General features: G+C 64.4%; 16 protein-coding genes. 14 read left to right on the forward strand and 2 right to left on the reverse strand.

Going from position 1 to position 26,356, the window contains the following annotated elements:
- Positions 1-323 precede the first annotated feature (323 nt).
- The 12 genes from BT264_RS39575 (at position 324) to BT264_RS39150 (ending at position 8,038) form a co-directional block, all read left to right on the forward strand.
- Positions 324-500 carry a hypothetical protein gene (locus BT264_RS39575; RefSeq protein ID WP_177318351.1) on the forward strand — a complete coding sequence of 59 codons (177 nt, stop codon included), beginning with the start codon at positions 324-326 and terminating at the stop codon, positions 498-500.
- A complete protein-coding gene (locus BT264_RS10210; RefSeq protein WP_072437378.1) occupies positions 490-897 on the forward strand; it encodes a flagellar hook assembly protein FlgD in 408 nt (135 codons plus the stop codon). The genes BT264_RS39575 and BT264_RS10210 overlap by 11 nt, the downstream gene beginning before the upstream one ends.
- Positions 898-907: 10 nt before the next feature.
- A complete protein-coding gene (locus BT264_RS10215; protein WP_072437381.1) occupies positions 908-2,074 on the forward strand; it encodes a flagellar hook protein FlgE in 1,167 nt (388 codons plus the stop codon).
- Positions 2,071-2,889 carry a FliM/FliN family flagellar motor switch protein gene (locus BT264_RS10220; RefSeq protein WP_072437383.1) on the forward strand — a complete coding sequence of 273 codons (819 nt, stop codon included), beginning with the start codon at positions 2,071-2,073 and terminating at the stop codon, positions 2,887-2,889. Before BT264_RS10215 ends, BT264_RS10220 begins: the two co-directional genes overlap by 4 nt.
- Entirely contained in the window at positions 2,886-3,224 is a 339-nt protein-coding gene (fliN, locus tag BT264_RS10225) for a flagellar motor switch protein FliN (protein ID WP_256260607.1), read from the forward strand. The genes BT264_RS10220 and fliN overlap by 4 nt, the downstream gene beginning before the upstream one ends.
- A gap of 36 nt (positions 3,225-3,260) precedes the next feature.
- Entirely contained in the window at positions 3,261-3,623 is a 363-nt protein-coding gene (locus BT264_RS10230) for a flagellar biosynthetic protein FliO (protein ID WP_256260608.1), read from the forward strand.
- Positions 3,620-4,402 carry a flagellar type III secretion system pore protein FliP gene (gene fliP, locus BT264_RS10235; protein ID WP_256260609.1) on the forward strand — a complete coding sequence of 261 codons (783 nt, stop codon included), beginning with the start codon at positions 3,620-3,622 and terminating at the stop codon, positions 4,400-4,402. Before BT264_RS10230 ends, fliP begins: the two co-directional genes overlap by 4 nt.
- Positions 4,403-4,479: 77 nt before the next feature.
- Positions 4,480-5,187, forward strand: a complete 708-nt coding sequence (locus BT264_RS10240) for a sigma-70 family RNA polymerase sigma factor (RefSeq protein ID WP_256260610.1) — start codon at positions 4,480-4,482, stop codon at positions 5,185-5,187.
- Complete coding sequence (locus BT264_RS10245) at positions 5,184-5,768, forward strand: tetratricopeptide repeat protein (protein WP_256260611.1); 585 nt, start codon at positions 5,184-5,186, stop codon at positions 5,766-5,768. Before BT264_RS10240 ends, BT264_RS10245 begins: the two co-directional genes overlap by 4 nt.
- Positions 5,769-5,785: 17 nt before the next feature.
- Entirely contained in the window at positions 5,786-6,178 is a 393-nt protein-coding gene (locus BT264_RS10250) for a hypothetical protein (RefSeq protein WP_072437387.1), read from the forward strand.
- A 533-nt stretch (positions 6,179-6,711) separates the two neighbouring features.
- A complete protein-coding gene (locus tag BT264_RS10260; RefSeq protein ID WP_060968564.1) occupies positions 6,712-7,749 on the forward strand; it encodes an IS481 family transposase in 1,038 nt (345 codons plus the stop codon).
- A 145-nt stretch (positions 7,750-7,894) separates the two neighbouring features.
- Positions 7,895-8,038, forward strand: coding sequence for a hypothetical protein (locus BT264_RS39150; RefSeq protein ID WP_177318353.1), 144 nt, complete (start codon positions 7,895-7,897; stop codon positions 8,036-8,038).
- A 59-nt stretch (positions 8,039-8,097) separates the two neighbouring features.
- Here BT264_RS39150 and BT264_RS38040 read toward each other — a convergent pair whose 3' ends face one another.
- Together BT264_RS38040 and BT264_RS10270 are read right to left on the reverse strand one after the other, a co-directional pair.
- Complete coding sequence (locus tag BT264_RS38040; RefSeq protein ID WP_143155692.1) at positions 8,098-8,526, reverse strand: hypothetical protein; 429 nt, start codon at positions 8,524-8,526, stop codon at positions 8,098-8,100.
- Entirely contained in the window at positions 8,516-22,792 is a 14,277-nt protein-coding gene (locus tag BT264_RS10270; RefSeq protein ID WP_083533974.1) for a LysM peptidoglycan-binding domain-containing protein, read from the reverse strand. The genes BT264_RS38040 and BT264_RS10270 overlap by 11 nt, the downstream gene beginning before the upstream one ends.
- A gap of 454 nt (positions 22,793-23,246) precedes the next feature.
- On the opposite strand from BT264_RS10270, the gene BT264_RS10275 reads away from it, so the two are divergent.
- Both BT264_RS10275 and BT264_RS10280 read left to right on the forward strand, forming a co-directional pair.
- Positions 23,247-24,395, forward strand: a complete 1,149-nt coding sequence (locus tag BT264_RS10275; protein ID WP_083533977.1) for a tetratricopeptide repeat protein — start codon at positions 23,247-23,249, stop codon at positions 24,393-24,395.
- Positions 24,396-24,601: 206 nt separating this feature from the next.
- Positions 24,602-26,344: an ABC-F family ATP-binding cassette domain-containing protein gene (locus BT264_RS10280; protein ID WP_072467034.1), complete on the forward strand. Its 1,743-nt coding sequence runs from the start codon at positions 24,602-24,604 to the stop codon at positions 26,342-26,344.
- The last annotated feature ends 12 nt before the right edge of the window (positions 26,345-26,356 follow it).

The raw sequence follows: 26,356 nt of genomic DNA on the forward strand, positions 1-26,356 counted from the left end.
TTGGTCATACCGCCGATTCTTCACCGGTAATTCGAGCGCCGTTCGAAACGACCGCCCCACAACCGGGTACCTGGCACCGTACACACGCGCAACTCGGCTCTGTGGTCTCCGATCGCCCGACACACACGCCGAGCCGCCCACTCCCGCCCGCAGGAGATGACTCGCCGCCCGACACCTTGGCGCGCCCGTTGTCCGCGACGTCGACAGCCGCCTTCTACCGGGCAAGGCCGGCTCCTGGTCCGCAGCCGGCGCACGTTGCAAACCAGCGTGCGCGCGCTTCGGAACATGGCGCAGCCGCACCGCCTTGCACGCTCAGCGTGCTGATGGGCGAGACCGGCATATCGGTCGCGATCCGCGCGGCAGGTATCGACGACGCGACGCTCGCACGCCGAACGTTCACCGAACTGCGCCGACTCGGCCTGCCTGACTTGCGGCTCTTCATCAACGGCAGGCTTTTCATCGCAACGAACCCACTCCCAGGAGGAACACATGGCGATTGACTCCCTCGGCCCCGTGCCCGGCGGCGGCACACAAACCGATCCAACCGGGCTCGACCTGCAGTCGTTGCTGCGGATCATCGTGACCCAGCTCACCTATCAGGATCCGCTCAAGCCGGTCGACAACTACGAATTCGTGTCGCAGCTCGCCCAGTTCACGTCGCTCGAGCAAAGCCGCCAGATTGCCTCGAAGATCGACGATCTGCTGTCCGTGCAATCAGCCACGCAGACGCTTGGCCTGCTCGGACGCAAGGTCGACGTGCGCGGCGACACGGGCACGATCTCCGGCATCGTCAAGGGCCTGTCGTTCAAGGACGGCGAATCGAAGCTGACGATCGAGTCCGAAGCGGGACAGTTTCTCGCCGACGCGACGGTTTCACAGATTCTGACGATCCGTTGAGGAGGCGCCGATGCTCGACAGTCTCTACATCGGCATGAGCGGTCTCACGGCCTACTCCAAGGGCCTGCAGACCGTCGGCAACAACGTCGCGAACCTGAACACGCCGGGCTTCAAGTCGTCGACGCCGTGTTTTCAGGATCTCTACGACGGCCGGGCGACCGCGCGAGAGGCGACGCGCTCCGGCAGCGGCGTCGCATACGCGCAGGCTGCGCTGAACTTTCGGCAGGGCGAACTGCGCAGCAGCACGGGACAGCTCGATCTTGCAATCGACGGCGACGGCCTGCTCGCGCTCCGCGACGGCGACACGATCCGCTACGCACGAACCGGTCGATTCCGGATCGACGACGACGGTCTCGTGACCGAGCGGTCGAACGGGTTGAAACTCACCACACTCGACCCTGCCGGCACGATCTCGCCCATCTCGCTCGCGGACCGGCTGCTCGACCCGCCGCGCGCGACGCAAGTCGTCCGGTTCACCGACAACCTGTCGCCCGGTTCGACCAACTTCGCCGTCTCCGGCGTCGATCTCTACGACGCGAACGGGGCGAAACACACGTTGAACGTGTCATTCGCGCCGGACACGACCGTGATGCAGGGGCGCTGGAAAGTCACCGTTACCGATAGCAACGGCACGCCGCTGCAGATCGGCACGCTGCAGTTCCACGGCGGCATTCCCGAACCGGGCCAGGACAAGATCGAAGTCACACTGCCGTCGTCGGGGCTCACGGTCAAGCTGGATTTTTCCACGGGGGTAACCGCGTTCTCGTCGGGTGCCACCTCGACGCTGCGCGTAGCGAAGCAGGACGGCTATGCAGCCGGCACGCTCGCATCGATGAGCATCGACGACGACGGGCAGCTCGCGCTGCGCTACTCGAACGGGCAGACCGCCACAGCCGGCGCAGTCGCACTTGCTCGGTTTGCCGACCCGCAGCGCCTCGTGCAGAAGAACGACGGCCTGTTCGACGCGACGCACCTGCCGCCGCCGCGCCATGCGAAGAGCGGCGATCCGCTTGTCGGCCGGCTGCGGGCCGGCGCGACCGAAGCGTCCAACGTCGACCTGTCCGGCGAGTTCGGCCAGCTCATCCTCATCCAGCGTGGTTTCCAGGCCGCGTCGCAAGTGGTGAGCACGTCGAACGAGATGATCATGCAGTTGTTCCAGATGCGGGGGCAGGGATGACGGATGCGATCTCGCGCTGGCGGCCGCTCGCCGAGCACGATCTCGCCGAGGCCCGGTCGCTGTCGGAACATGCCGTGGCACCCTGGCTGCGGGCATGGTGCGACGATGCGCTCCAAGTGGACAGCGTCGAGCGGATCGCCCCCATGCAGCCGCCGCCGTGGCCACCGGCCAGCCGTGTCTGGGCCTGCGGGCCGCATGTCCGATGGGCAGTTCAGCCACTCACACTCGATCGACTCGTACGCCGTGCGCTCGACCTGCCCGATGGGTTCGCCGCAACAGGATCCGATACCTGCGCCGACGTGCTGCGCGCGTTCGAACAATCGATGATCGATTCGATGGCCGACACGCTGCGTACCGTCGTTGGCGAAAGCGCCCCCGATACGCGACTTCTGTCGCCACTCGATACGACGGCGACAAGCGAACTGCGCTATGGCGGCATTCACGTCCGGCTCGCGCTCGGCCCCGCCGGCGCGTGGCTGTCGATCGTCTACGCCGCGCCGTTCTGGTGGGCCAGACAGGCGTCCGGCGCCATCCCAGCCACTCCGCCTGACGTGCTGACACCGCGTGCCGCAGCCCTCGAAGCGACCCGGACGCGCGTTCATGCACGAATCGGCTGTGCGGCGCTGCCCATCGCGCAATTGCTCGACCTCGCACCCGGCGACGTCATCGTCATCGCCGAACGACTCGATCCTTCGATCTCGCTCGAGGCGGGAGACGCCGGCGGGTCAGCGCTCGGCATTGGTCGCCTCGGCCGCGTCGGCGAACAACTTTCCGTTCAACTGCATTCGCTCGCAGAACCCAAGGAACATCCATGACATTTCACGCCACCTCAGCGCTTCCCGCCGTCATGCGCATCGAGCTTCCCGAACAGGAAGCGCCTGCCAAATCCGATACCGAGTGCCTGACCGTTCATCCCGGCCTCGACCTTGTCCACGATGTCACCGTCTCCCTCGACATTCATCTCGGCTCGTCGGATCTCTCCATCAAGGATCTGATGGCGTTGCAGCCGGGCTCCGTCGTCACGCTCGATCGACGGATCGACGACTGCGTCGAAGTTCGCCTCAACGGGCGGACCGTTGCGCGTGCCGAGATCGTCGCGGTCGACGACCAGTTCGGTATCCGGATCTCCGATGTCATCCGGGAGCGTTGAATGACGGGGTTCGCCTTGACAGCAGGATCGCTTCCGATGCCGACCGCTACCGCATCCGGTACCGCGGCCGCTACACCTTCGTCATCCACGATCGCGCTTGGACCAATGCTTGCCAACGGCATCGACCTGTATAGGATCGGCGGCGCGCTCCTCCTTTGCATCATGCTCGGCGTCGCCGCGATTTTACTGCTGCGTCGATACGGGTTCGGCCGAGCCGACGGGGTCGGAATGCCAACCGGCAGGAAATGTCTGACGATCGTCGACACGGTGCGGCTGGCGCCCCGCGTCACGCTTCACGTCGTCGAATACGACGAACGACACGTACTGCTCGCCCTCGATGCAAGCGGAATCACGTTGCTCGATGCGCACTCGCGCCCAGCGCCGGAGACGACGTCGTGACGCCGCGCCTCTCGTCCGGCGTAACTATTCTGCTCACGTTGTCACGAGGACTGCGTCTGCTGCTTGTCTGCGCACTGCTCTGCGGATTGACCGCGCATGCAGCCGAAGCGATTGCCGCGCCTTCCGGCACACCCTTCGTGCTCGATCGCGAGGGGACATCCGAGGCCGTACGTATCGCGGTATTGCTGACACTACTGAGCATCGGTCCGGCACTGGTCGTTTCGATGACCGCGTTCATCCGTATCGTCATTGTGCTGTCGATGATCCGGCATGCATTCGGAATGCCCGAAACGCCGCCGACGCCCGTGCTGATCAGCCTCGCGCTGTTCCTGACCGCGTTCGTGATGATGCCCACGTTCGAAACGCTCAACCACGACGCGCTGCAACCCTTCATGGCCGGCCGCCTCGACATCGACCGGGCGCTCGAAACCGGCGCGGCGCCGCTGCGCGATTTCATGCTGCGGCAGGTGCGCGACGACGAACTGCGGCTGATGTACGAGCTGTCGCGCAAGCCGCTGCCCGATACGGCCAGCGACGTCGGGCTGCTGCAGCTTACGCCTGCGTTCATCCTGAACGAACTGCGCGTCGCGTTCCAGATCGGCTTCGTCGTACTGCTGCCGTTCCTGCTGATCGATCTCGTGGTGTCGGCCGTGCTGCTCTCGCTCGGCATGCTGATGGTGCCGCCCGCGACCATCTCGCTGCCGCTCAAGATCCTGCTGTTCGTGCTGATCGATGGCTGGGGCCTCGTGCTGCGCGGGGTACTGGGAGGATTCCGATGACGCAGGCAAGCGCGAGCAACCAGGATCCGCGAACGGCCGACGGCGGCAATGAACGGCCCGAAGCGGAGCTGTGGCGCATGTGGGCCGCCGATCGTTGCGCCTGCAATCGCGAAGCCGTGTTTGCGCATTACTTGCCCTATGCGCGCGCCATCGCGGCGCGGCTGTACGCGGGACGGCATCGCGATGACGTCGAGTTCCGGGATTTCATCCAGCTCGCGTGCATCGGTCTGCTCGAATCGATCGACCGCTTCGATCCGGCGCGCGGCGTGGCATTCGAAACGTTCTGTACGACGCGCGTGAAGGGCGCGATCCTGACCGGGGTCGAGAAACTGACCGATGGCCAGGAGCAGATCTCGTTCTCGCGGCGTGTGCGACGGGAGCGGGTCGCATCGCTCCAGACCGACGACGAGCCGGCAGCGCGCGACACGTTCCAGGCACTCGGCGCGCTGGCGGCCGGGCTGGCGCTCGGCTTCATGCTCGACGGCACGGGGCTCGTCGCACCGCCAAACGACGCCGCGCACCCTGATGACCTGAGGCTGCCCGGGGCAGCCTATCGCGGCATTGCGTGGCGCCAGACGAAAGACCGGTTGGTCGACGCGGTCGGGCGTCTTCCAGAACGGACCAGAAAAATCATTCAGTACCACTATTTTCACGGCCTTGGATTTGAGCAGATCGCCGATATCCTTGGCCTCAGCAAGGGCAGGATTTCGCAGCTGCATCACGCCGCGCTCGCGGACCTGCGCAAACGGCTCGGCGAGCCGGAACACCTGCATGTGATCGGATGAAGGAGATCTCGATGAATCGCAACCATGATGACGTCACGCTGTGCGATGACGATACGATGGGCGACATTGCCCGTCTGATGAGCGGCCCCGACGACGAGGCGCTCGTGCAACTCGACGCCGCGCTGGTGCACTGGCCGGGGGACCATCGTCTATGGTTCCTCCGTGGATCGATCTATGCCGGACAGCAACGCCGCAACGAAGCGCGCGCCGACTTCTCGCAGACCATCGCGCTCGTGCCGGATTTCGACATCGCGCGCTTCATGCTCGGGATGATCGAATTGCTCGACGGGCAAGTTTCCGAGGCGACGGCCATCTGGGCGACGCTCGACGAAAGGCTGTCGCAACACGATGCGCTGTGGTTGTTCAAGACAGGACTGCTGGCGCTGTGCGACGACCGATTCGATGCCGCGCTGGACTGGTTGAAACGCGGGCTCACGGTAAACCATCGCTATGCGGGTATCGACGGATACATCGAGACGATCGTCGCGCACCTCGAGACGCTGATGCGAAAGGCCGACGACGAAGCGACGAGCGGGCACCTTCTGTTGTCCGGCTATCTCGCGTCACGGACACGTCATTGACGACCATCGGAGTGCTCATGGATCCTGTTTCGACAATCAACCAAGTTTTGTCGTTGCTGCGCCAGCAAATCGTCGACCGGACGCGGCGTCCGGCAAGTCGGCCGCCAGGCCCGAAAGGCGTACGAGACGGCAACCAAGTCGACGCACGCGCGGCGGGGGCGGACTTGCGTACGTTATTACAGAAGAGGATCAGTGCGCTGCACGCCGCCGGCATCGACGACGCCACGCGATTGTCGCGAGCGGTGATCGACGTCGCGCTGCGGTACGAATTCGGCCCGAGGCTCGCCAATGAGCCCGAGTTTCAGGAGATGGTGGAATGGGCGTGCAAGGGGGTCATGGAGGACAGGAGCGCGTCGGCACTGATGGGTGACGTGGTGCGCGAAATCGGGCGGGGGGCTGGAGAACGGTGAAGCCCACCTGCGTGTTTTCTAGCTGGTAGCGCCCGGCGCATTGCTCGGGGCCGAGCCACACACCGCGATCACCCCGCCAGGTCGTGTCCGGGACACGACGCGATTTGCGTGGATCGACATGCCGCGGCCGTCGCAGTGGTGCAGATAGGAAAAGACTCCGCCTCCGATGAAGTGCAATGTGTGGGACGTCGTTTCATGCACATGCGCGATCTCGTGTCGAAGGATCAGCGAGAGGTCGTCGATCTGTACCCGGCGGATTTCCGGAACGGTCGCGTTGATTTCGCCTGATTCGGAGACGAGGTATCTGTCGCCTTCGGGTCCCTCGATGAGGTGACTGCCGTCGGGAAAATCGGTGCGCGTGCTGCCGGGGATGTTGACGGACGAGCTGATCGGCGAGATGGCCGGTCGGGTGTCTTCAGGTGCGGTGGACTAGACTAAATCTGACAGTGGTTGGTTTTTCATGCTGGCGCGCATTGGCGCGGAGGGCGTAGCCCGTAGCGGCAATGCGCGCCGCGAACAGCAAGGAGTCCGCCATGACTCAGGAGCAGAAGGTAATTCGTGCCAAGGTCGGCATACTCGAGCTGGCCCGGCAACTCGGCAACGTCAGCCAGGCCTGTCGCGTGATGGGTTACTCGCGCGACAGCTTCTACCGATTTAAGGAACTGTACGATCGAGGCGGTGAAGCTGCGCTGCAGGAGATTTCCCACCACCGGCCGCTGCTCAAGAACCGCGTGGATCCGCAGGTCGAGGCCGCCGTTGTCGAACTGGCCCTCGAATTGCCAGCCTACGGTCAGGTGCGTATCGCCAACGAGGTCCTCAAACGGCATGCTCTTTCTGTCTCGCCCCAAGGCGTCCGTAGCATCTGGTTGCGCCACGATCTGGAGACCATGCCGAAGCGCTTGAAGGCCTTGGAAGCCAAGTCCGCCCAGGAGGGGTTGGTGCTGACCGAGGCGCAGCTTGTCGCGCTCGAACGCGCCAAGCACGAGAAGGAAGTGCACGGCGAATTCGAGTCCGAATGCCCGGGCTACTGCGGCGCGCAGGATACGTTCTACGTCGGCAGCCTCAAGGGCGTCGGCCGTGTCTACCAGCAAACTTTCGTCGATACCTACTCGAAGGTTGCTTTCGCCAAGCTCTATGATCGCAAGACACCTTTGCCGGCGGCGGACCTGCTCAACGATCGCGTTGTCCCGTTCTTCGACAGCTTCGGCATTCCGCTGCTACGCGTGCTGACAGACCGCGGCACCGAATACTGCGGCAACCCCGAACATCACGAATACGAGCTGTATCTGGCCTTGGAGGACATCGACCATACCCGAACCAAGGCCAAGTCGCCGCAAACCAACGGGATCGTCGAACGGCTGCACAAGACCATGCTCAACGAGTTCTATCGCATCGTCTTCCGAAAGAAGATCTACGACTCGATCGCTACGCTGCAGACGGACCTTGATGCGTGGCTCGACCAGTACAACAATGAACGAGAGCATCAGGGGCGCTGGTGTTATGGCAAGACGCCGATGCGTACTTTCCTCGATTCGCTCGAACTAGCCAAGGAGAAACTCATCCCCCATTGATGGCTCGTTCTTTGTAGGCCCGACTACCTGTCAGATCGAGTCCCGGCTAATACACTTCAGGCGGCGGTTTCTGGTTGTCGTCTTTCATAACCTTCGAGTCGGACAAATCCACGTTTCCCCTGCTGGGTCTCATTTGAAGTTTGCAATGCCGAGGCATGATCCGCCGCGACATTGCGCCCTGATTCTGGAATTCCGCCAACCTGACTGGCTGCGCCTCGCGATCGACGGAATCCGCGTCATGCACTTCGACGACGATGAGCGCCGGCGCGTCGCCAAACAGCTCTTCTGACGCATCAAACGCACAAACAACGACGCCCGCTTAAGCGGGCGTTTGTGCTACGAACTCGTCTAATGTTTCGCCGTTGGAAGACCGTCAAACTGACCGCTGAAGTCCACGAACGGCTGTTCGTTGATCGAAGAAGTGTACGTCAATGGGAACAGTGATTCGAATGTCTGGCCAGACTCACTCGACTGCACCTGGAGGAACGCATTCAGTTGCTTAGCCGAGAGATCAGGTAGATTCATGTTGACATGAAATACACGGTCTCCGCCAAACAAACCGAAGGAGAAGACCCGCTCAATACCCACAACATAGCCAGCGAACAATCGGCCGTCTGGCGTTCTGAAGTTCGCACGAATAGACAACGCTCGCTCCGATTCAGGAAGTTGGTCAGCGCTCGTTACCGGATGATAGAGATCATCTTCATCGTCGTAACGCCAAATCGGCCAAGCCGCGAAGTCTTGCGGAGCAAGAACCTCTTTTGCATCAGTACCCAAGCTGAACCCCCTTAATCAATCCCGAATCCCTAAGCAGCAGTTGAGCCGGTGTTCGCGCAGAACTCGGAGCAATAACGATATTCTTCCCGACTCCTCCAATCGGATCAAATCGATCGAAGAAACGTGCAGCCACGGCCGGGTTATCTAAAGTCACAATCTGGATCGGAACGTCCCTCACCCCTGCTAAGTTGAACGCAACAAGACGACGATTGTCGATTGAGAATGGAAGGCCCTCGTGCATCACAACCTGAAGCGGATTGCCGACTTGGTCTGCGGTAACCTTACCGGACCGAAGGTCTGAAACTAGGCTGTCAATAGTACCGCCCTTCGAGAAGAATGGACTGGCGTCCGACTGCGTAAACCGAATCTTCGCCGGATCTGCACGATAGAAACCGGGAGTAACATCGCCAAATGACAGATCAACCAAGCCAGCTCTGCCTGTCCCGGATGACCCTGTTTCTACGACATTCAGCTGCATGCCGCTACGCGTCATGTAGCGGCTCATCGCGCGGTTAATCGTCGGCCCGAAGGTCTCAACTGCCGCAGGCGCGGCCAAGCCGATCCCTCTCAGCGCTGCTCCGGCCATCGGTGCCGCTCCGGCCGCCATGCCCAACTCAGTCAGTGCGGCTCCACCGTAGCTACCATCCGACACCTGCTGCGCAAAGGCACTGCGCCAACCGCCCGTCGCCCCGCTCGCTGCGGAGTACACATCTCGATATTGATTGCCAAGTTCGATCAGCGGATCGGCGATGAACTCGCCCACCGCCCGTACGCCCGCTCCAATCTTTTCCGACAACGGAGCAGGCGTCTCGAACAGGTTGCGCGTCTCACCCGCAAGTCCACGCCAGAAGCCACCGTCAGTTTGCGCGAGCCTGATGCCAGCACCCGTTTCGCTCATCGCCGACCGAAACGCCGCATCGTTCAGATTCAACCGGGTATCGTCCGACCAAGCCGCAAACGCACCGTCGTAACCCGTTCCGTACAGTGCGCCGAGACCGCTTGTCGAACCCGATGCCGTCACATTTATTGCATCAAGTGGCAGTGCACCGGGCCCAGCAAACTGAGCCCCTGTATACGGATTCGGCGTATTGCTGTACGCCTCAATTGCACCGGTCAGCGCACCCAGGAATCGAGCGTCATCGGGGTGCATCGGCGTCGCGTTGCTTTTTCCAACCGATGCACCTTGGATCTGGTCCACCACCATATTGCCAATAGTAGACGCGATCGCATCCATCGTGATCGCCCCAACATTTTGCCCCAAGCTTCCACCACGCACCACCGTACTCACCGCCCCGGCCGCCATCCCGGTGCCCACTCCACGCACCGCCATGTTGAACTTGTCCGCCCGCAGCGCCGGCGGCGCAATCCCTTCCCACGTATCTCCGTATTGCAGTTGACCAATCGCCTGATTCGCCGCGTACCCCACTCCCGACGCAATCGCGCTCGCCGCCACGCCCTTCCAGTCGAAACGATCCTGCAACCCGGTCGCCAGACCAATGCCCTGCGTCGCCACCGAGCGCGCGGCACCCTGCGCTGCGGCCGTGCCGAACGACCCGGCCGGCATCGCGCTCGTCCCCCCTCCGGCAATCGCCCCACCCATCGCCCCCAGCGCCACGCCCTTCCAGTCCAACCCCTGCTGGGCCCCACCCGCGATCATCACGCCCTGGCTCGCCATCGAACCCGCCGTACCTGCCACCGCCCCCGCGCCCACCGCCGCGGCCGTCGACGCAGCACCGCCGGTCAATCCCACCGAGCCCGCCAGCGAAGCCATATATGGCGATGTCGTTCCATACGTCACCACCGATACGACCACCGCCACCACGATCGCGATCACCGGCAGGAACCCGCCGCACCCGCCTCCCCGACTCGGCGGTGGCGGTGGGTCCGGCAGCGTCGGCTGCGTATCCCCAATCGCCTGGCCCGGGTCGTACGGTTTGAACGTGCTCGCCGTGTTGTGCACGTTCGTCACCTTGTTCGGCACCGTCAGCGCCTGCCCTGCCTTCAGCTCGTCCGTGCTCTTCAACCCGTTCGCGTCCGCCAGCACGTACCACAGCGTCTCGTCCCCCCACAGCGCCGACGCGATCGACTTCAGCGTCTCCCCTTCGCGCACCGTCCACGTCCCGGGGCTCGCCCCCGGATACGTTCCGTCGATGCGCATGTAGTTCTCGTCGAAGTCCGCCACGCTCACCGGCGTCGTCACCCGGTACTGGCTCTCCTTGCCCTTGCCCAGCTTCCCCGCCAGTTCCTGCACGTAGTCGACCTTCTCGACTCCGTCATTGCCGACGTTCCCCACCCGGTGGCCATTCAGGTAGTAGTAGTTGTGCTTGCGGTCCCCTTGCGCACCCGTGATCGCCCCGTGCGGGGCAATCGACACCCCCACCAGTTCGTCACGCCGCTGCACCTGCCCGCGCAGATCCGTCCAGTAGCTGAACGCGCGCGCCTTGCCCCGTTGGCCGCCCCCGTCGTCGTACACCGACTTCAGGTTCCCGTTCACGTCGTAGTTGTAGTAGCTCGATGCCGGCTTCCACCCCGGCGCATTCGGGTTCGAGCCTTGCGACACCGCCGTCTTCTGCTTCGCCCCGTCCCACCACTCGTAGCTGTACGCCGTCGTCACGGTCGTGCCGTCGCCCTTGTCCGGACGCCGCTCCGTGCGCTCCAGCGTGCCGTCCGACATCCGCATATAGCGTGTCGTCGCCCCTTCCAGCACGTCCCGTTCGCTCGTCTGCAGCCCGTCCGCGTCATACTGCCGCGTGACCTGCTCCGTCCGCTTCGAGCGGTCCGCCGTGTATGCCGTGTAGCCCGTCACCCGGCCCAGCAGGTCGTTCTCCCGCTCGCGCACCACCACACCGTTGACCGACTGGTTCGTCAGGTACCCGTTCGCGTCGTACTCGTAGCGCTCAGTTCGGCCATCCGACGCGTACACCGCCAGCACACGCTCGCCCGCCGCGTTGTAGCCAAGTTGCACGCCGTCCCCGCCCTTCGCGCCCGCGACGATCCGACCGTCCGACAGCACGCCCATCGTCACCGTGAAGCGGTTCAATGCGTCGTATTCGTACCAGTAGTCCTGTGTCTTCTTGTGGTAGCCGACGAGGTCCGTGTAATCCGCCGTCATCCGCCGGCGGTTGCCCACCGCGTCGTATTCGTAGCGCACCTGGTACGCGTTGTCCCGAATCGCCGTGACTCGGTTCGCCGCGTCGTATTCGACGTACGATTGCGCAAACACGTACGCGCCGGAGATCGAGCGGAAGAATTCCGCCGTCCGGTTGCCGTCGCCGTCGTATTCGTACAGCGACTCGGTCTGCGTGCCCCGGTCACGGATCGCTCGCACCAGTCCGTGCGAGTAATACTCGTAGCTCACGTCCTGCCCGCTCGTGCCACGTTGGCGCGTCAGCAGCCCCGCCAGGTTGTACGTGTAGTCGAATACCCGTCCGCCGAGATCCGTGTGCTTCATCAGCCGACCGAACAGATCCGTCTCGTCGATCATCGTCCGGCCGTTCGCGTCGGTCGTCGTCTTCATCCAGCCGCCGCTCGTGCCGCCGCCCGCCGTGCCGATCGCCGACGCCCAGCGATAGTCGTACTGCATCGATCGGCCTGCAGCGCTTACCGTCCGGATGACCCTGCCTTCAGTGTCATAGTAGGTTCGCTCACGCCCGCTCAGTGCATCGATGTGCGCGATCCGATTGCCGGCTGCATCGTATTCGTAGCGATCGACACTGCGCCGCCCCGCGTTCGCACCGTTCGCCAGTACCGGGCGATCGATCCGGATCAGACGATCGCCCGCATCGTAGGTGAAATCTGTGCGGCGGTTCAGCTCGTCGTACTGGACACGCAGGTTGCCCTGCGCGTCGTACGCAAAGCGCTTGTCGTGGCCAAGCACATCCCACGACCGCGCGACCGCCGGCTGCGCCAATCCGTAATTCCATTGGTGCGTCGACAGATTGCCGTTCGCGTCCTTGATGCCGACGAGGTTGCCTGTCAGGTCATAATGGAACCGCGTTTCCGGCGCGACACGGACCTTCGAGCCATCCGCCAGCGTGACGCTGATCTCCGGTTCACGCTTCAGCGTCAGCCGGCCCATCGTGTTGTAGGACGAATAAGTCCAGTTGCCGCGCCCATCGCGCTCCGCTGACACCTCGCGGAACGCGTTGTGCGACTGCATCCGGTCGATCGTCATGTCCTTCGCGGTTTCTTCGATCACGCCGACGATATCGACGTTCGTAATCGGATTGTTGCGCGTACCGGTCAAAAAGTAGCTCTGTCGCTCGGTCAGAACATCACCGCTGGCGTCCTTCGCCAGGTAGCGATACTCGAATTCCGTACGCGTTGGCAGTGCCGACGCATCGAACAAGAAACGCCCCCGTGAATCTCGCGTGATCGTCAATTCAGTAAACGGACGATCGTATGCATGGTCCTTCTCGGTGGATTGACGGTAGTACAGCGTGATCGTGTTGGCGTTTGTCAATGGTTTGCCGTCCGTACCGACCGGCGTGAACTCGAAAATGGTCGGGCGCGCGCTGCCCGTCAACGTGACCTGTGAATTGCCCAACGTTCCAACGGTGATGTCGCCGGCCCCCATCGCCAGTGGCACGCCAGCCGCATCGTAGGCGGTGTATTTGATCGCGTAACCGTACGACTGGCCCGGCTGCGGCATCAAGCCGCCCGCCAGAACGTCCCAAGTGAACTCTCCGTTGCCCAATCGGGTGACGTGCGAATAGTGCGTCGCACCGTCCTGCACCCAGGACACCACGATGTAGTCGGTGTCGGCAGGCTGCGCATGGAACACAACCGTCGATTTCAGATCGGCGGCGTAGTTAGTGGAGAGCGACGGTGAGCCGTTACCGCCCTGCAAACCTATCGAACACAGCACTGCATCGAGTTTCTGGCCTGCTGCGTTGTACAGATCGAATACCACATCCCAGTTTCCTGGTGCGTATCTCGACAGATCGATCGCGAATGCGCCGGTAGCCGGATCGCGCAAGATCGTCCGCTCCTCGTTCCACGTCACGGCATCTTGCGGGCGCACTTTCACGACGACATGATCGGCCAGATGCAGCGCGGAATCGCGCGCCGAATACAGACTTAGGGTATGTGGCGAAGTCCAGATATAGCTTCCTGACGCATCCGCCAGGAAGCCCGCTCGGCTGCTTTCTCGATCGCCAGGGATCGGCATAGAAGCAACCGTGGAATTTCCGCCACGAGCGATGTGTGCGCTAAAACCGTCACGGCGCAGCAGCGTGTTTGGCTCACGTCCGTCGCTGCCGTCCGACACAGCCATAAAGATCATCTCGTAGTCGCCATCGGGCAAACCGCCGACGTCGATCGTATACGACCCGGGTTCGCTGTTGGAATCCTTGCCCAACATCCGAAACGCGTCGCTCGCCCCTGCAGGGCGGTAGTACAGCATGGCTCGGGCACCCAGCGGCAGACTGTGATTGGCCAGCGTCAACCGGTTAGATACCGATTGCAGTTCCAGCGAAGAGTCGAGAGCATCCTGTTTAGCCAATTTGGTATGGACGTTGCCATTGACAGTCCACGCCTCGAATAAAACTGCGCTCTTCTCCACTGTCCCGATCAGGCGACGCTCGGCAGCACCGCTTTGCGGCTTGACGTAGATCTCGATCGAGTAATCGAATTGCAATGGCTTCGCTGCAAAGTCACCGCTCGCGTTGGCGACCGCAGGGTAACTCTTGATCGGAATAGAGATACTGCCGGATTGGTTGACTTCCGTGTAAATCGTTTGAGTCTTCTGGACGTTATAAGGAAGGTGCTCCGTTCCCCATGTGTGGTGCGTTCCTAACTGCTCGCCTTGTCCGTGATAGCTCGCAACTATCTCGTATTGATACGCGCCGTACACCCCCTTCAGATCCGGAAGATCGATGTTGAGGCTATGTATCTGGACATAGACCGACGCGGTATCCCAAGTCACGCCGGCCTTGACCGTTGCACTGCCGGACGTAGTCAAGCTCAATTCGGCCGGTTCTGTATAGACTGGGCCAGGCACGGGCCGATTCTGCTTCTCGATCCATCCCCCAAGACTCAACTGCGTATTCGCAAACACCCCCCCATCGATCGGAATATCCACCGGACTGAAACTCACCCTTGGCGCCCCGCCCGACGTCTTCGGCTGCCGCACCTGGATCACCTGATTGCGCGCGTCATACCGCGTATATGTCTGCATCATGTCCGCGCGCTTGAGCAACCCGACGAGATCGTCGCCGGTCTCGATCGCATGGCGGCGCAAATCGGTCTCCATCGATTCAACCTTCAGCGTCGCGTTGCCGTTACGGTCGTGCAAGAACAGCCGCGACACGCCGTCGCCGAAGTTCGTGCGCACGACCCATCCGGCGTTGTTGTAGTCCGCGTACTCCTGCCACTCGCCTTTCGGCCCGCCGCCGCCCGTGCGGCGCCCGACGACTTCGCCAAACGCGTTGTAGCACTGTTCCCTCAGCACGCCGCCCGCCAACACGGTGCCACCGCCCGGATCGCGCGAACGCGTGATTCGCGATATCTCGCGATGCGCGGCGTCGTAGCCGATCGCAGTCTCATCCAGTTGCTTTCGCCCGTCCGCATCCGCACGCAGAAAGCTGACCAGCACCGTATTGCCGGCCGCATCGTAGCCGAATCGCGTTACTACCCCGAGCGCGTTGGTCTTCGACGCAAGCCGCCCGCCTGCGCCGTACACGTAGGTCGTCACCTGATCCGCGTCGCCGTGCTTCGTCTCCTTGACGACCTGGTTCAGACCGTCGTATTCGAACGAAATGCGGGAACGCACCTGACGGTTCAGATGATCGACGAACTGCGGCAGCAGCTGACCGGTCTGCCGGCCCAGCGCGTCGTAGGTGAAATCGAACTGGCTCCCGTTCGCGTCAGTCTTGCGCAGCAGGTGCCCTTCGGCGTCGTAGACGTAGCGCGTCGTCGCATCGGCATTCCGTTCCTCGAGCCGCCCGTTCGCGTCGACCGTCGCATACTGAACGCCCTGCCGCGTTTCGCTAACGAGCCGTCCGTTGCCGTCCCACACGTAGCGCGTGATCCGGTCGTCGGCGCTCGTCGGCCAGTTCGCCGCAAGCGTGTCGGCCAGCACCGGATTCGGCGTGATCGGATCGGGATAGCGCGCGGCGAAGCGAGTTTCCGTCAGCACGCGCCCCTCTGCGTCGCGCTCCCAGCGAGTCCCGTAGCCGGCGCCGTCGACCTCGAGCATCTTGTTGCCCATGCGGTCATAGAAGCTGAGCGTACGGTTGCCGGCCGGATCGGTCTGCTCGATCAGCCGGCCAGCACCGTCATGGCGATACCGCGTAACGAGCTCGCTGCCCGTCGTGATGAAGTATTCGCCACGCTGCGTTTCGCCCGCCGACGGATCGAAATACCCGGTGGCCACGTTGAGCACGCGCGATTCGATCAATCGGTTGTTCTCGTCGTAGCGGTAACGGGTCTCGCGAACGCGGTCCGCATGGATCGGGGCGGGCGGCTTGGCGCCGGCCGTCGGCACGACCGCATCGGCAAATACGCGCGACACGATCCGGTTGCCCGCCGCGTCATAGGTCCATTGCGTCAGCGTGCCTGTCGCGCTCACTTCGGCGGTCTGGCGATTCGCGGCATCGTAATACCAGGTGATCGTGTTGCCGTTCGCGTCGGTTTGCCGGATCAGGTTGCCGCGCGCATCGTATGCGCGAGTTTCGACCGGCTCGATCGTGCGCGTGTCGCCCAACGCCCCGCGCGCGGCCACCGCATCCCCCGTCTGGCGGATCAGACGGCCGAGTGCGTCGTATTCGAAACGCATGGTGCGCTGCTCGGGCAATTCCGCTGCCTCGATCGTCGCCGTGCGGCAACCGCCCGCATCGTACAGATGAAAGTTCTGCACGATGCGGCCGTTCGACGTGACCGGCAGCGTCTCCGAGATCAGCAGGCCGCGGTTGTCGTAGCCGTACTGGAACACCGCGCCGACCTTGTTCTGATAGACGATGCGCTCGCCAAACCCGTTGTACCCGAAAACCTCGCCCCCGCCTTCGGCGTCGGTCGATTTCACCAGCCGGTCGAGCTTGTCGTATTCGAGGTGCGTCACGGCCTCGGGCTGGCCTTGCAGCCGGGACAGCACCGCCGACGCATCGCCGCTCTCCGCAATTGCCGTCCAGTCGAGCGCACCTTTCGCAAAACGCGCCACGCGAACCGGCTGCCCTGACGCGCTGTATTCGGTCTGAATGACCGCACCGTCCGGATTCACCTGCGCGACGACGCGTCCACGCCCGTCGTAGAACAGCTTCGCGGCCACGCCTTTCGTCACGCGCTCGACCGCATCGCCAAATGCGTCGTACGTGGTTCGGTCCGCATGACCGAGCGGATCGGTTTCCTCCGTCAATCTGCCGGCCGCGTCGTAGCGGTAACGGGTCGCATACCGGCCGGCCAGTTCCTCTCGCTGCGCGGCCGTCAGTGCGGCGGCCGGCAGCGCGCGACCCTGCGCATCGACGTAGCCGAGCGCCTCGCGCTGCGCGAGCGCCCAGTCGCTGTCGGTTTCCGCCAGCTCGACGCCGCGCGGATCGACGCGTACGGCCAGATTGCCGAGCGCGTCATACCGATAGTCGACGGCCGCGGCGGCCGACGTGCCGGATGCCCGGACTTCCCGGATCATGCGCCCTGCCGCATCGAAGGTCGTGCGCGTCACCGTCTGCCGATCGGTGCCGTTTGCACGAATCGTTTCCACGACGCGGCCCAGTGCATCCAGTACGTAATGCGTCGCGACGCCTGCCGCATCGATCACGTCGGTCACCCGCCCCGCCCCGTCGTGCCGATACTCCGTGACTGCCGTCGCGGCAACCGCAGGCTTCGCGGGCAACAGCCTCTCGATCACGCCGACCGGCATGCCGCGCTTCCGATCGACTGCCTCGCCGTCGCGAATCGTTCTCCGCAGCAGCGCGCCGTCGTATTCGTGGCGCGTCCGGTAGCCTTCCGCGTCGATGCTCTCCGTCACCCGGCCGGCGTTGTCGTAACGCCAGTTCGTCGCGCGCGTGCTCACGAGCCCCAACTCGGCTTGCGCCCAGTCGAGCATGTTCTTTTCGCTTGGTTCGGTAAAGCCGACCATCACTATCCAGCCGCTACGCCAGAAACTAATGCGCTCGACCAGATTGCTGTTGGCGTCGAAACGATTCTGCGTGACGTAACCCAGCGGATCGATGACGAAGACGGCCCGGTTGGCCGCGTCGTAGACGGTGCGCGTCACACGACTCGTGTCACGGGCATGGTCGAAGCCGAGACGACGCAACTGAGCGGTGATCGATGCTTCAGTCAGCGGCTGTGCTGCGTCGAGGACCCTGCCGTGCTGCGCGGTGAACACAGCGTTGCCGTTCTCGTCGTAGCGGAATTCGGTCAACGCGCCGAGTGCGTCGAGCGTGTAACGCACCCGCCCGTTGACGTCGTAGATGTGACGAACTGTCCGGTCGCGCCCAGGCGACGCCGCGACGCGCGCCTCCAGGTCCGCGGGCGACAGCGTACCGCCCACGGCATCGAGCAAGCCGGCGTTCGGAATCGCATACGCGGTGCGCACGACCACGCGCCCTTCCGCGTCGAGGCGGCTCAGCACGATCGCCCCCGTCGGGCCGACCTCGCAGATCCGTCGGTTTTCCGCGTCGTAACCGTAGCGCGTCACGCCGCCCGCAGCATCGACCAGCCGCCTCACGTTGCCGTTGCCGTCGTAGTCATAGCAAGTCGAGAGCGCGAGGCCGTCCGGATCGACGACCGTGCAGACGAGGCGGCTCGCTGCGTCGTACTCGTGGCGCGTCGTGCGCGCACCCTGCGTGCCCGCGCCGTCCGTCGTCGTCAATACCTTGCCGGCCCCGTCGTATTCGAACGTGGTGCGCAGGTTGAGCCGCCCGTCGCCGGCATCCGTCACGATGGCGACCTTGCGGCCGTTCAGATCGTATTCGGTTACGACGACCGTTCCCGACGGTTCCGTGGTTCGAACCAATTGCCCCTTGGCGTCGTATTCGTAGCGCGTCGTCAAGTTCAGCCCGCCCGGATCGAGCGTGCGCATCAGCACGCGCCCGGCGGCATCGTATGCGTAGGCAGTACGCACGCCGCGGCCGTCCACGGTCTCAATCAACTGACCGGCACGATCGTGGCGCTGCCGGGTGACGCCCGTCGGCGTCGTCGTGTCGATCAGGCGACCGTCCGCGTCGTATGCATAGCGCGTCGTCTGCCCCCGCCCGTCGGTCAGCGCGATGGTCTGGCCGAATTCGTCATAGGTCGTCGTGGTCTCGATGCCGTCGGGCATCGAAACCGTCAGTTGGCGCTTCTCCGGCACATAGGCGTAGCGCGTCGTCGCGCCAGTACGGTCGGTATGCGTCAGCACGTTGCCGAACGCATCATAAGTCATCCGGCTCTGCCGACCGAGGCCATCGGTCAGGATGACCGTATTGCCGTTGCGGTCATACTCGCGGCGCCGCACGATGCCGTTTGCGTCGGTCGATTCGATCTCGCGGCCGAACGCGTCGTAGACCGCGCGCGCGACGAGATTCAGACCGCCCGGATCGACAGTCGTCCGTACCGCGCGACCGAGCCGGTCATAGTCGGTCGTGCGGGTCGAGCGCACGCCGGAGGACAGGTCCTGGCGCGTAGCGATCTCGTTCCCGAAGACGTCGTACGTTCGCCACGTGGCGAACGCCTGCGCGTCGACGCTTCGCACGACGCGGCCTGCCCGATCGTAGCCGAACGTCGCTCGCGACACCCGCTCGTCGCTGAGCGCCGCGACCGCCCGTCGCACGGCGTCGGTCATGACGCCACCGGACAGCTCACCGATCGCGTCGCGTCCCATGCGCTTCGCATAGGCAAGGGTCTGCGTCAGATTGCCGAGCGCATCGTAGCGCTGCTCGGCAACCTCGCCGAGCGCATTGACCCGATGCGTGACGCGTCCGGCCGCATCGTAGTAGTAGGTCGTGCGACTACCGTTCGCATCCGTCGACGATGTTTGCCGCCCCACCGCATCGTACGTGTAGTGCTCGCCCCAATTTCGCCAGACCGCGTCGACCTGCGCGGCAGTCGGCTTGCCGCCGAGCGCGGCAAGCGCCTCGTTGCCTTCTCCCGACAGCCGCGCGATCAGCCGGCCCTGAACGTCGTATCGGTAGCGCAACGTGCGGCCGCCGGTCGTTTCGCTCGTCAGGCGTCCTTCGCTGTCGTACGTATAGCGAGTCGCGGATGCGCCGCGCATCGCACTCGTCGTCCGTTCGAGCAGACGCCCCATCGCATCGTACCGGTACGTGGTCCGCTCCTGTTTCGTCGACGCGTCGAACCAGGCTTTCTCCGTCCCGGCGCCGTCAAGCACGTAGTTCTGGCTCTTCTGGAGCATGCCCGACGGCCGACCGTTCGGCCGCGATCCGGGCTGCGCGAACTGCCGCTCGCCGAACATCGCGTTCTGAACCGTCGCCTCATCCATGAACGAACCGAAAATGAACTCGATGCTATGATCGCTCGCAGGTACGAGATTCGCGATATCGATCGCGTAGCGCCGAGCGGTCGTCGACGTCACTTCCACCTTGCCAACTTCCTTGCCGTCGACCCGAACCGTGAGCACCGCGCCGGTCAGCTTCGGCCTGTCCAGCTTTGCCTCGAACGTGAGGCGCACGGTCTGCTGCGCACGAGCGGCGTTCGGGTCCGCCCGCTCGGTACGAACGCGCTGCGCGACGTTGCCGAACTCGTCGTACTCGTAGACGGTCGCGTGCCCCTCACCGTCGATTTCCGTGCGCAGCAGACCACGCGCGTCGTAGCTCGCCTGCTCGCGAATGTCGTTACCGTTCTCCGCGGGACGGAAATCGACGACCGATGTCGCCGCACGGCCGACATCGTTCACCGCAGTCGCATAGCGGATCGTCGTGACGCGCCGGCCCGCCATGTCGTACCGGTATTCGATCAGATAGCCTTCCGCGTCGAGTTGCCCACGCAACAGGCCGGCTCCGTCGTAGAAATAGCGTGTGCTGCGGTCGGCCACCGAAGCGGACGGCAGTGATTCCGACAACGGGTCGTTGCCGCTCACACTGATGCGGTTCGCATACTGGACGGTCTGCAGCAGCCGACCAGCATCGTCGTACCGGTACACGGTCAGCGCCCCGTCGCCGGTCACGCTGCGTGCAAGCCGGCCCGCGCCGTCGTAGATGCGCCATTCACTCTGGTCGGCCGCCTGGGCGGCCGGGCGCACGCGCTCGAGTGCGGCCGTGCCGTCGAGTCCACCGATATCCGCAAGGCTCGCCAGTTGCCCCGCCGCAAGCGGCGTCGCATGCCGAATCGTGCGCGCAACCTGTCCCCCGGGCGTGTACACGTATTCGGTCAGCCCGCCCGCGGCGTCGACCTGCGCGATCTTGCGGCCGGCCGGATCGTACAGATAATGCGTGCGGTGTCCGACGGCATCGGTTTCCGCGCGCAGCCGGCCGGCGGCGTCATAGGTATAGCCAACCTGCGACAGCAGCACGTCCGCTGCCGACTCGGCGATCGCCACCAATTCCCCGACGCCGTTGAAGGTCGACGTGCGAGTGAGCCCGTTACCGAACGTGACGATTGTCTGATGGTTAGCGTCGTCGTAGCGATAGAGCGTCGTCGTCCCGTCGAAGCGGCGCGCCGACAGCATCCGTCCCAGCCCATCGTACGCAAACTGCTCGACCTGCTGCTTGCCCGGCGCGCCGACGAAGCGCTGCAGCAGGCGGCCGGACGGATCGTAGACGTAGCGCGTCTGCGTCACGTCGCCCGCCCCCGCGCGAGCATCGCCAGTGCCGTCCTTCAGCAGCCGGCCGTAACGCGTGACGCTCGCGACGTTGCCACGAAAGTCGTATGCGGTGTCGGTGCGGGTGCCGTTGCTCTTGTCGGCCAGGCCCACGACCCAGCGAGCCAGGTCGGCTTCGCCCAAGCCCGCCCCAACGTAGCCGGCATCGGCATACGTCAGCACCGAAACCTGCTGACCGAACCCGTTGTACCGGTATTCGGTCACCCGCCGCTCCGCATCGACGACGAAACGGAGATGGCGTCGCGCATCGTAAACATAAGTCGTCGTGGCCGCTTCGCCGCCGCCGGGGCGGGTGACCTGCTCGAGCAGTTCGTCGTTTTCGCCGTAGCGCCACTCGACCACGCCCCCGACAGCGTCACGCTGCCAGACTCGGTTGCCGCGCACGTCGTAGCGATATTCGACGCCGCCGCCCGCCTCCTCGACTTTCACGACGTTGCCGGCCGCATCGTAATGAAACCGCTGCGTGCCGCCCGCGGGCGGCACGATCTCGACGAGTCGTCCTGCGTCGTCGTATGCGAGCACGGTGGCTGCGCCGAGCGGATCGGTGATCGTCGTCCGGCGCGCGTCGAGATCGTAGGCAAGGCGCGTGACGCGCGCGACACCGCTATCGGCCCGCTGTGCGATGCTCGTCACGCGGTATTCGCTGCCCAGCATTGCATAGCTGAATCCGACCTCGGCACCGTCCGATTGCGTGATCGACGCCACCCGCTCGCTATCGCCGTCGTAGCGATAGGTGGTCATGAACACCTTGCCGTCCGCGATGCTGTTGTCGTCCGGCGTCAGATCGACCGTCACCGTGCTGAGGCGGCCGGCCGCATCGTAGCCGTAGCGCACCGCAGTCGACGTGCGCTGCGCGCCGTTCGCGTCGATCCAGACCGTGCGCAATCGCGCAAGCCGCCCGGCCGTGTAGTCGAGATACGTCGATTCGCCGCTGGCCGTCGTCACGCGACTCAGCAGGCCCGCGCCGTCGTATGCATAGTCGACCTTGTTGCCGTCGCGGTCCGTCGCCGAGACCAGGCGACCGCCACGCGTCGCGTCATAAATTTCGGACAGTTGCCTACCGCCGTCCCACCAGGCCCATTGCCGCGTTCCTGCATCGTAGGCGAGCGTCGCCCGCGCACCGGCGCCGCTCGTCGCGACATAGAGCCGCCGCTGAGCGTCATAACCGTAGACGACCGTCGAGCCGTCCCAGTCGGTGCGCGTGACCGTGCTGCCCGCCTCGTTCGGCTTGCCGGACAGCGCGCCAACCGTGCGCGCGCCGCCCGGGCGCCAGCCGTCGGCCGCGAACGTTCCCTGGCTGTTGTAGGCACGATGGATCGCGCTGCCGGCACCGCGCCCGATCAGCATCAGGTCGCGATCCTGGACGATCAGGTTGCCGTTCGCCGCATTGACGTAGATCCGCTCGCCCGCCTGACCAGCCGATGCTTCGCCGAGCTGGCCGCGCGCGCCGAGACCCAATGCAGACGACGACTGCAAACCCAACCCGTTACCCGTGACGATCGCTACCATGTGCCCCTCGATTCCGTTCGTGATTTGAATGTCGCGCTGCCGGAAAACAGGCGCGCCGTGAACAGGTTGTCCGGGCAATTCGATAGTTGTTTAATGATTTTCGCGTCCGCGTGATTCCATCGGCGGCTTTATCGACTTCGCTTTCTTTATCGCAAAAATAGGACGTTTAACTAAATTTGGTTCTGCATTCAACGTCGCCTTTTTCTTTCCGTGCAATGACGATCCGCCCGCCTCAGAGGCACGAATAGTCACCCGTTCGTACGAATCCGAACCAATCTGAAATGTACGATTCGTGGATTATTCGCTTGATTTCGAGACAGGAACGGCGCGTCTACGCGACTTGGTCAATTCGTCGGCGCGCTGTTATGCTGAAGACGTCATCCGCTGCGCGTGCCGATCGCCGTACCCAGCGGCCGCCCTCATTCAATGCACCGATCGATCAGGAATCTTGACGATGCCGACCCGACCGCCAACCTCGACTGTTCCTCCCGCACCGGACGCACGCCGCGTCGAACGCTTGCTTTCGTTCCTCGAAACGGACCCAGACAATCTCAACCTGCTCGCCGATGCGGCCACAGCTGCATTCGACGCGCACCGCTTCACACTGTGCGACGAACTGCTCGATCGACACGCCGCCCGTGCGCCGCTGCCCGCTGCGCTTGCGAACCTGCGAGGCCTTGCGGCGCTGTCGCAGCATCGGTTCGACGCCGCTCTGCATGCACTCGAACCGCTCCTCACGACACACGACGATGCGTCTATCCGTTATAACGCGGCCTACGCGAATGCGATGCTCGGCCGCTTCGGCAAGGCTGTCGAACTGCTCGACGACGCGACGCTGAGCGGCGAGTCTCGCGCCATTCCGCTGAAGCTGCGCGTGCTGCATCATCTCGGGCAACTTGACGACGCAATTGCGCTCGGTCGGCGTCATGCCGACAGTCACGCCGCGAGCCCGGAACTGTACGGCGCACTCGCCACCGCGCTCTTCGACACGGCGGATCTCGACGGCGCGCGTCGCTACGCCGAACAGTCAGTGGATACGGTCGACGGCCTGACCGTTCGCGGTTTGCTCGCGCTCGATGCCGGCTCGATCGACAATGCGCGCGCCCTGTTCCGGCGCGCGCACGCCATCAATCCGGATGGTGCACGCGCCACGCTCGGCATCGGCCTCGTCGATCTCGCGGAGCAACGCTTCACGGACGCCACCGGTACACTCGACCGTGCGGCGAATCTACTGAAAATCCATGCCGGCGCATGGGCCGCCGCCGCGTGGGCTTATCTGTTCGATGGTAATCCGGACGCCGCGCGCATCCGCTTCGAACGTGCGGCGGAACTGGATCGCGGCTTCGCCGACGCGCATGGCGGCCTGGCGGTGCTTTGCGTACACGAGGGCCGCTTCGACGAAGCGCGGCGAAACATGGCCATTGCGCGACGGCTCGACGCTTCCTGTCTGTCTGCCGCGCTGACGGAGAGCCTGCTCGCGACACATGCCGGCGACACGCGGACGGCCGACGAGATCCGGTGCGCAGCGCTCGACCGGCCGCTCGGCCCGGATGGACGAACACTCGCCCAGGCGCTGGCGAGGTACAGCGTGCGCGACAAGTGACGTGCGCTAACGAGCCATCGCCCGTGGCGCGCAAGCGACGGCGTTCGCGCCGCTCGCTTGCGGCCCGCGCACCCCGCTTGCTACACTCCGCTCCCATTCCTCATACCGGACGCCAGCCAAAGTGGACATCTAAGCCTTCCCAAAATGTTTTCGCCGCCGTGCCCCGCACGCCGCGCGAAGGTCTTCACGCATTTTCGGAGGTGCTCATGGCTGCAGCCACGCCCACCGGCGCGCTCGTCGCGCTTCATCACGTTTCCTTCCGCTTCGACGACGGCTTCACGCTGTTCGATTCGCTCGACCTTTCCATCGATCGCACGCCGACGGGCATCGTCGGCCGCAACGGCATCGGCAAGAGCCAGCTCGCGCAGCTGATCGCGGGCCGCTGCGCGCCGAGTTCGGGGACGATCGACCGGCATGTGCCGGTTGTCTACGTCGCGCAACGGCACGACGACGACGCTGCGGCCGGCCCGCGAACCGTCGCGCAGATCACCACGCTCGATGCGCCGCTCGGCGCGCTTGCGCGTCTCGCGAACGGCCGCGCGGAACCGCACGACTTCGACCTGATCGGCGATCGCTGGGATCTCGCCGAGCGACTGCGTACGGCGCTCGACGCGGCCGGCCTGCACGACGTGCGACCCGACACGCCCGCGCACGCGCTGAGCGGCGGCCAGCTCGCGCGCGTCGCGCTGATCGGCGCATTGCTGTCCGGCGCCGGCCTGCTGGTGCTCGACGAACCGACCAATCATCTCGACGCGCCGGGCCGTGCGTGGCTGCGCGCGGCGCTCGACGGCTGGCGCGGCGGGCTCGTGATCGTGAGCCACGACCGTGCGCTGCTCGCCGGCGTGCAGCGCATCGTCGAGCTGACACCGCAACGCGTGCGCTCGTACGGCGGCAACTACGCGCTCTACCGCGCGCAACGCGACGCGGAACAGGATGCTGCGCAAGCAGCACTCGACCATGCGCGCACCGAACGCGGGCGCGTCAAGCGCAGGCTCGAACAGGAACACGACACGATCCAGCGTCACGCGGCGGGCTCGCTGCGCGATGCGAAGACGGCCAATCTGTCGTCGATGGCGAAACAAAGCCGCAAGGGTGCGGCGCGCAGCATCATGGGGCAAGTCCGGCGCCATCAGGACGAATTCAACGCGACGCTCGACGAACGCGTGCAGCAGGCAGCCGCGCGCGTCGAAGCCGATGCGCCCGTGCTCGTGTCGCTGCCGGGCACCGAGGTCAGCGCGCGTCGCCAGTTGTTCACGCTCGAACGTGCGCAACTGCCGTGGCGCGTGGCCGGCGATGCGGATTCGGATTCGGATTCGGATTCGGATTCGGATTCGGATTCGGATTCGGATTCGGATTCGGATTCGGATTCGGATTCGGATTCGGATTCGGATTCGGATTCGATCACATGGTCGGCGAGCGGCGCCGTGCGCATCGCGCTGACGGGCCCGAACGGCTGCGGCAAATCGACGTTGCTGCGGATGCTCGCGGGCGAGCTCGCGCCGCGTTCAGGCACATGCACGACGCACGTGAGCGCCGCGTATCTCGACCAGCGGCTCGCGCTGCTCGATCCCGGGCGCTCGATCGTCGAGCAGTTGGGGCTGCTCGATACGCCGCTCGCCGAAGGCGACCTGCGCAGTCGTCTCGCGCTGTTGCAGCTCGATGCGACGCGCGCGACGCAGCCTGCACGACAGCTGAGCGGCGGCGAACGGCTGAAGGCCGCGCTCGCGTGCGCGTTGTGGCGTGGCTCACCCGCGCAACTGTTGCTGCTCGACGAGCCGACCAATCACCTCGATCTCGAATCGGTGCGCGCGATCGAAACCGCGCTGGCCGGCTTCCCGGGCGCGATCGTGGTCGCATCGCACGACGCCGCGTTCCTCGCGGCGCTCGAACCGACGCACACGATGCAATGGCATCGCGACGGGTGGCGCTACGAACCCGTCGCGTGGTGAAGCGCAGGGGCA

Origin of the sequence: Burkholderia sp. NFPP32, assembly GCF_900119325.1 — a bacterium.
Classification (GTDB): domain Bacteria; phylum Pseudomonadota; class Gammaproteobacteria; order Burkholderiales; family Burkholderiaceae; genus Burkholderia; species Burkholderia pyrrocinia_C.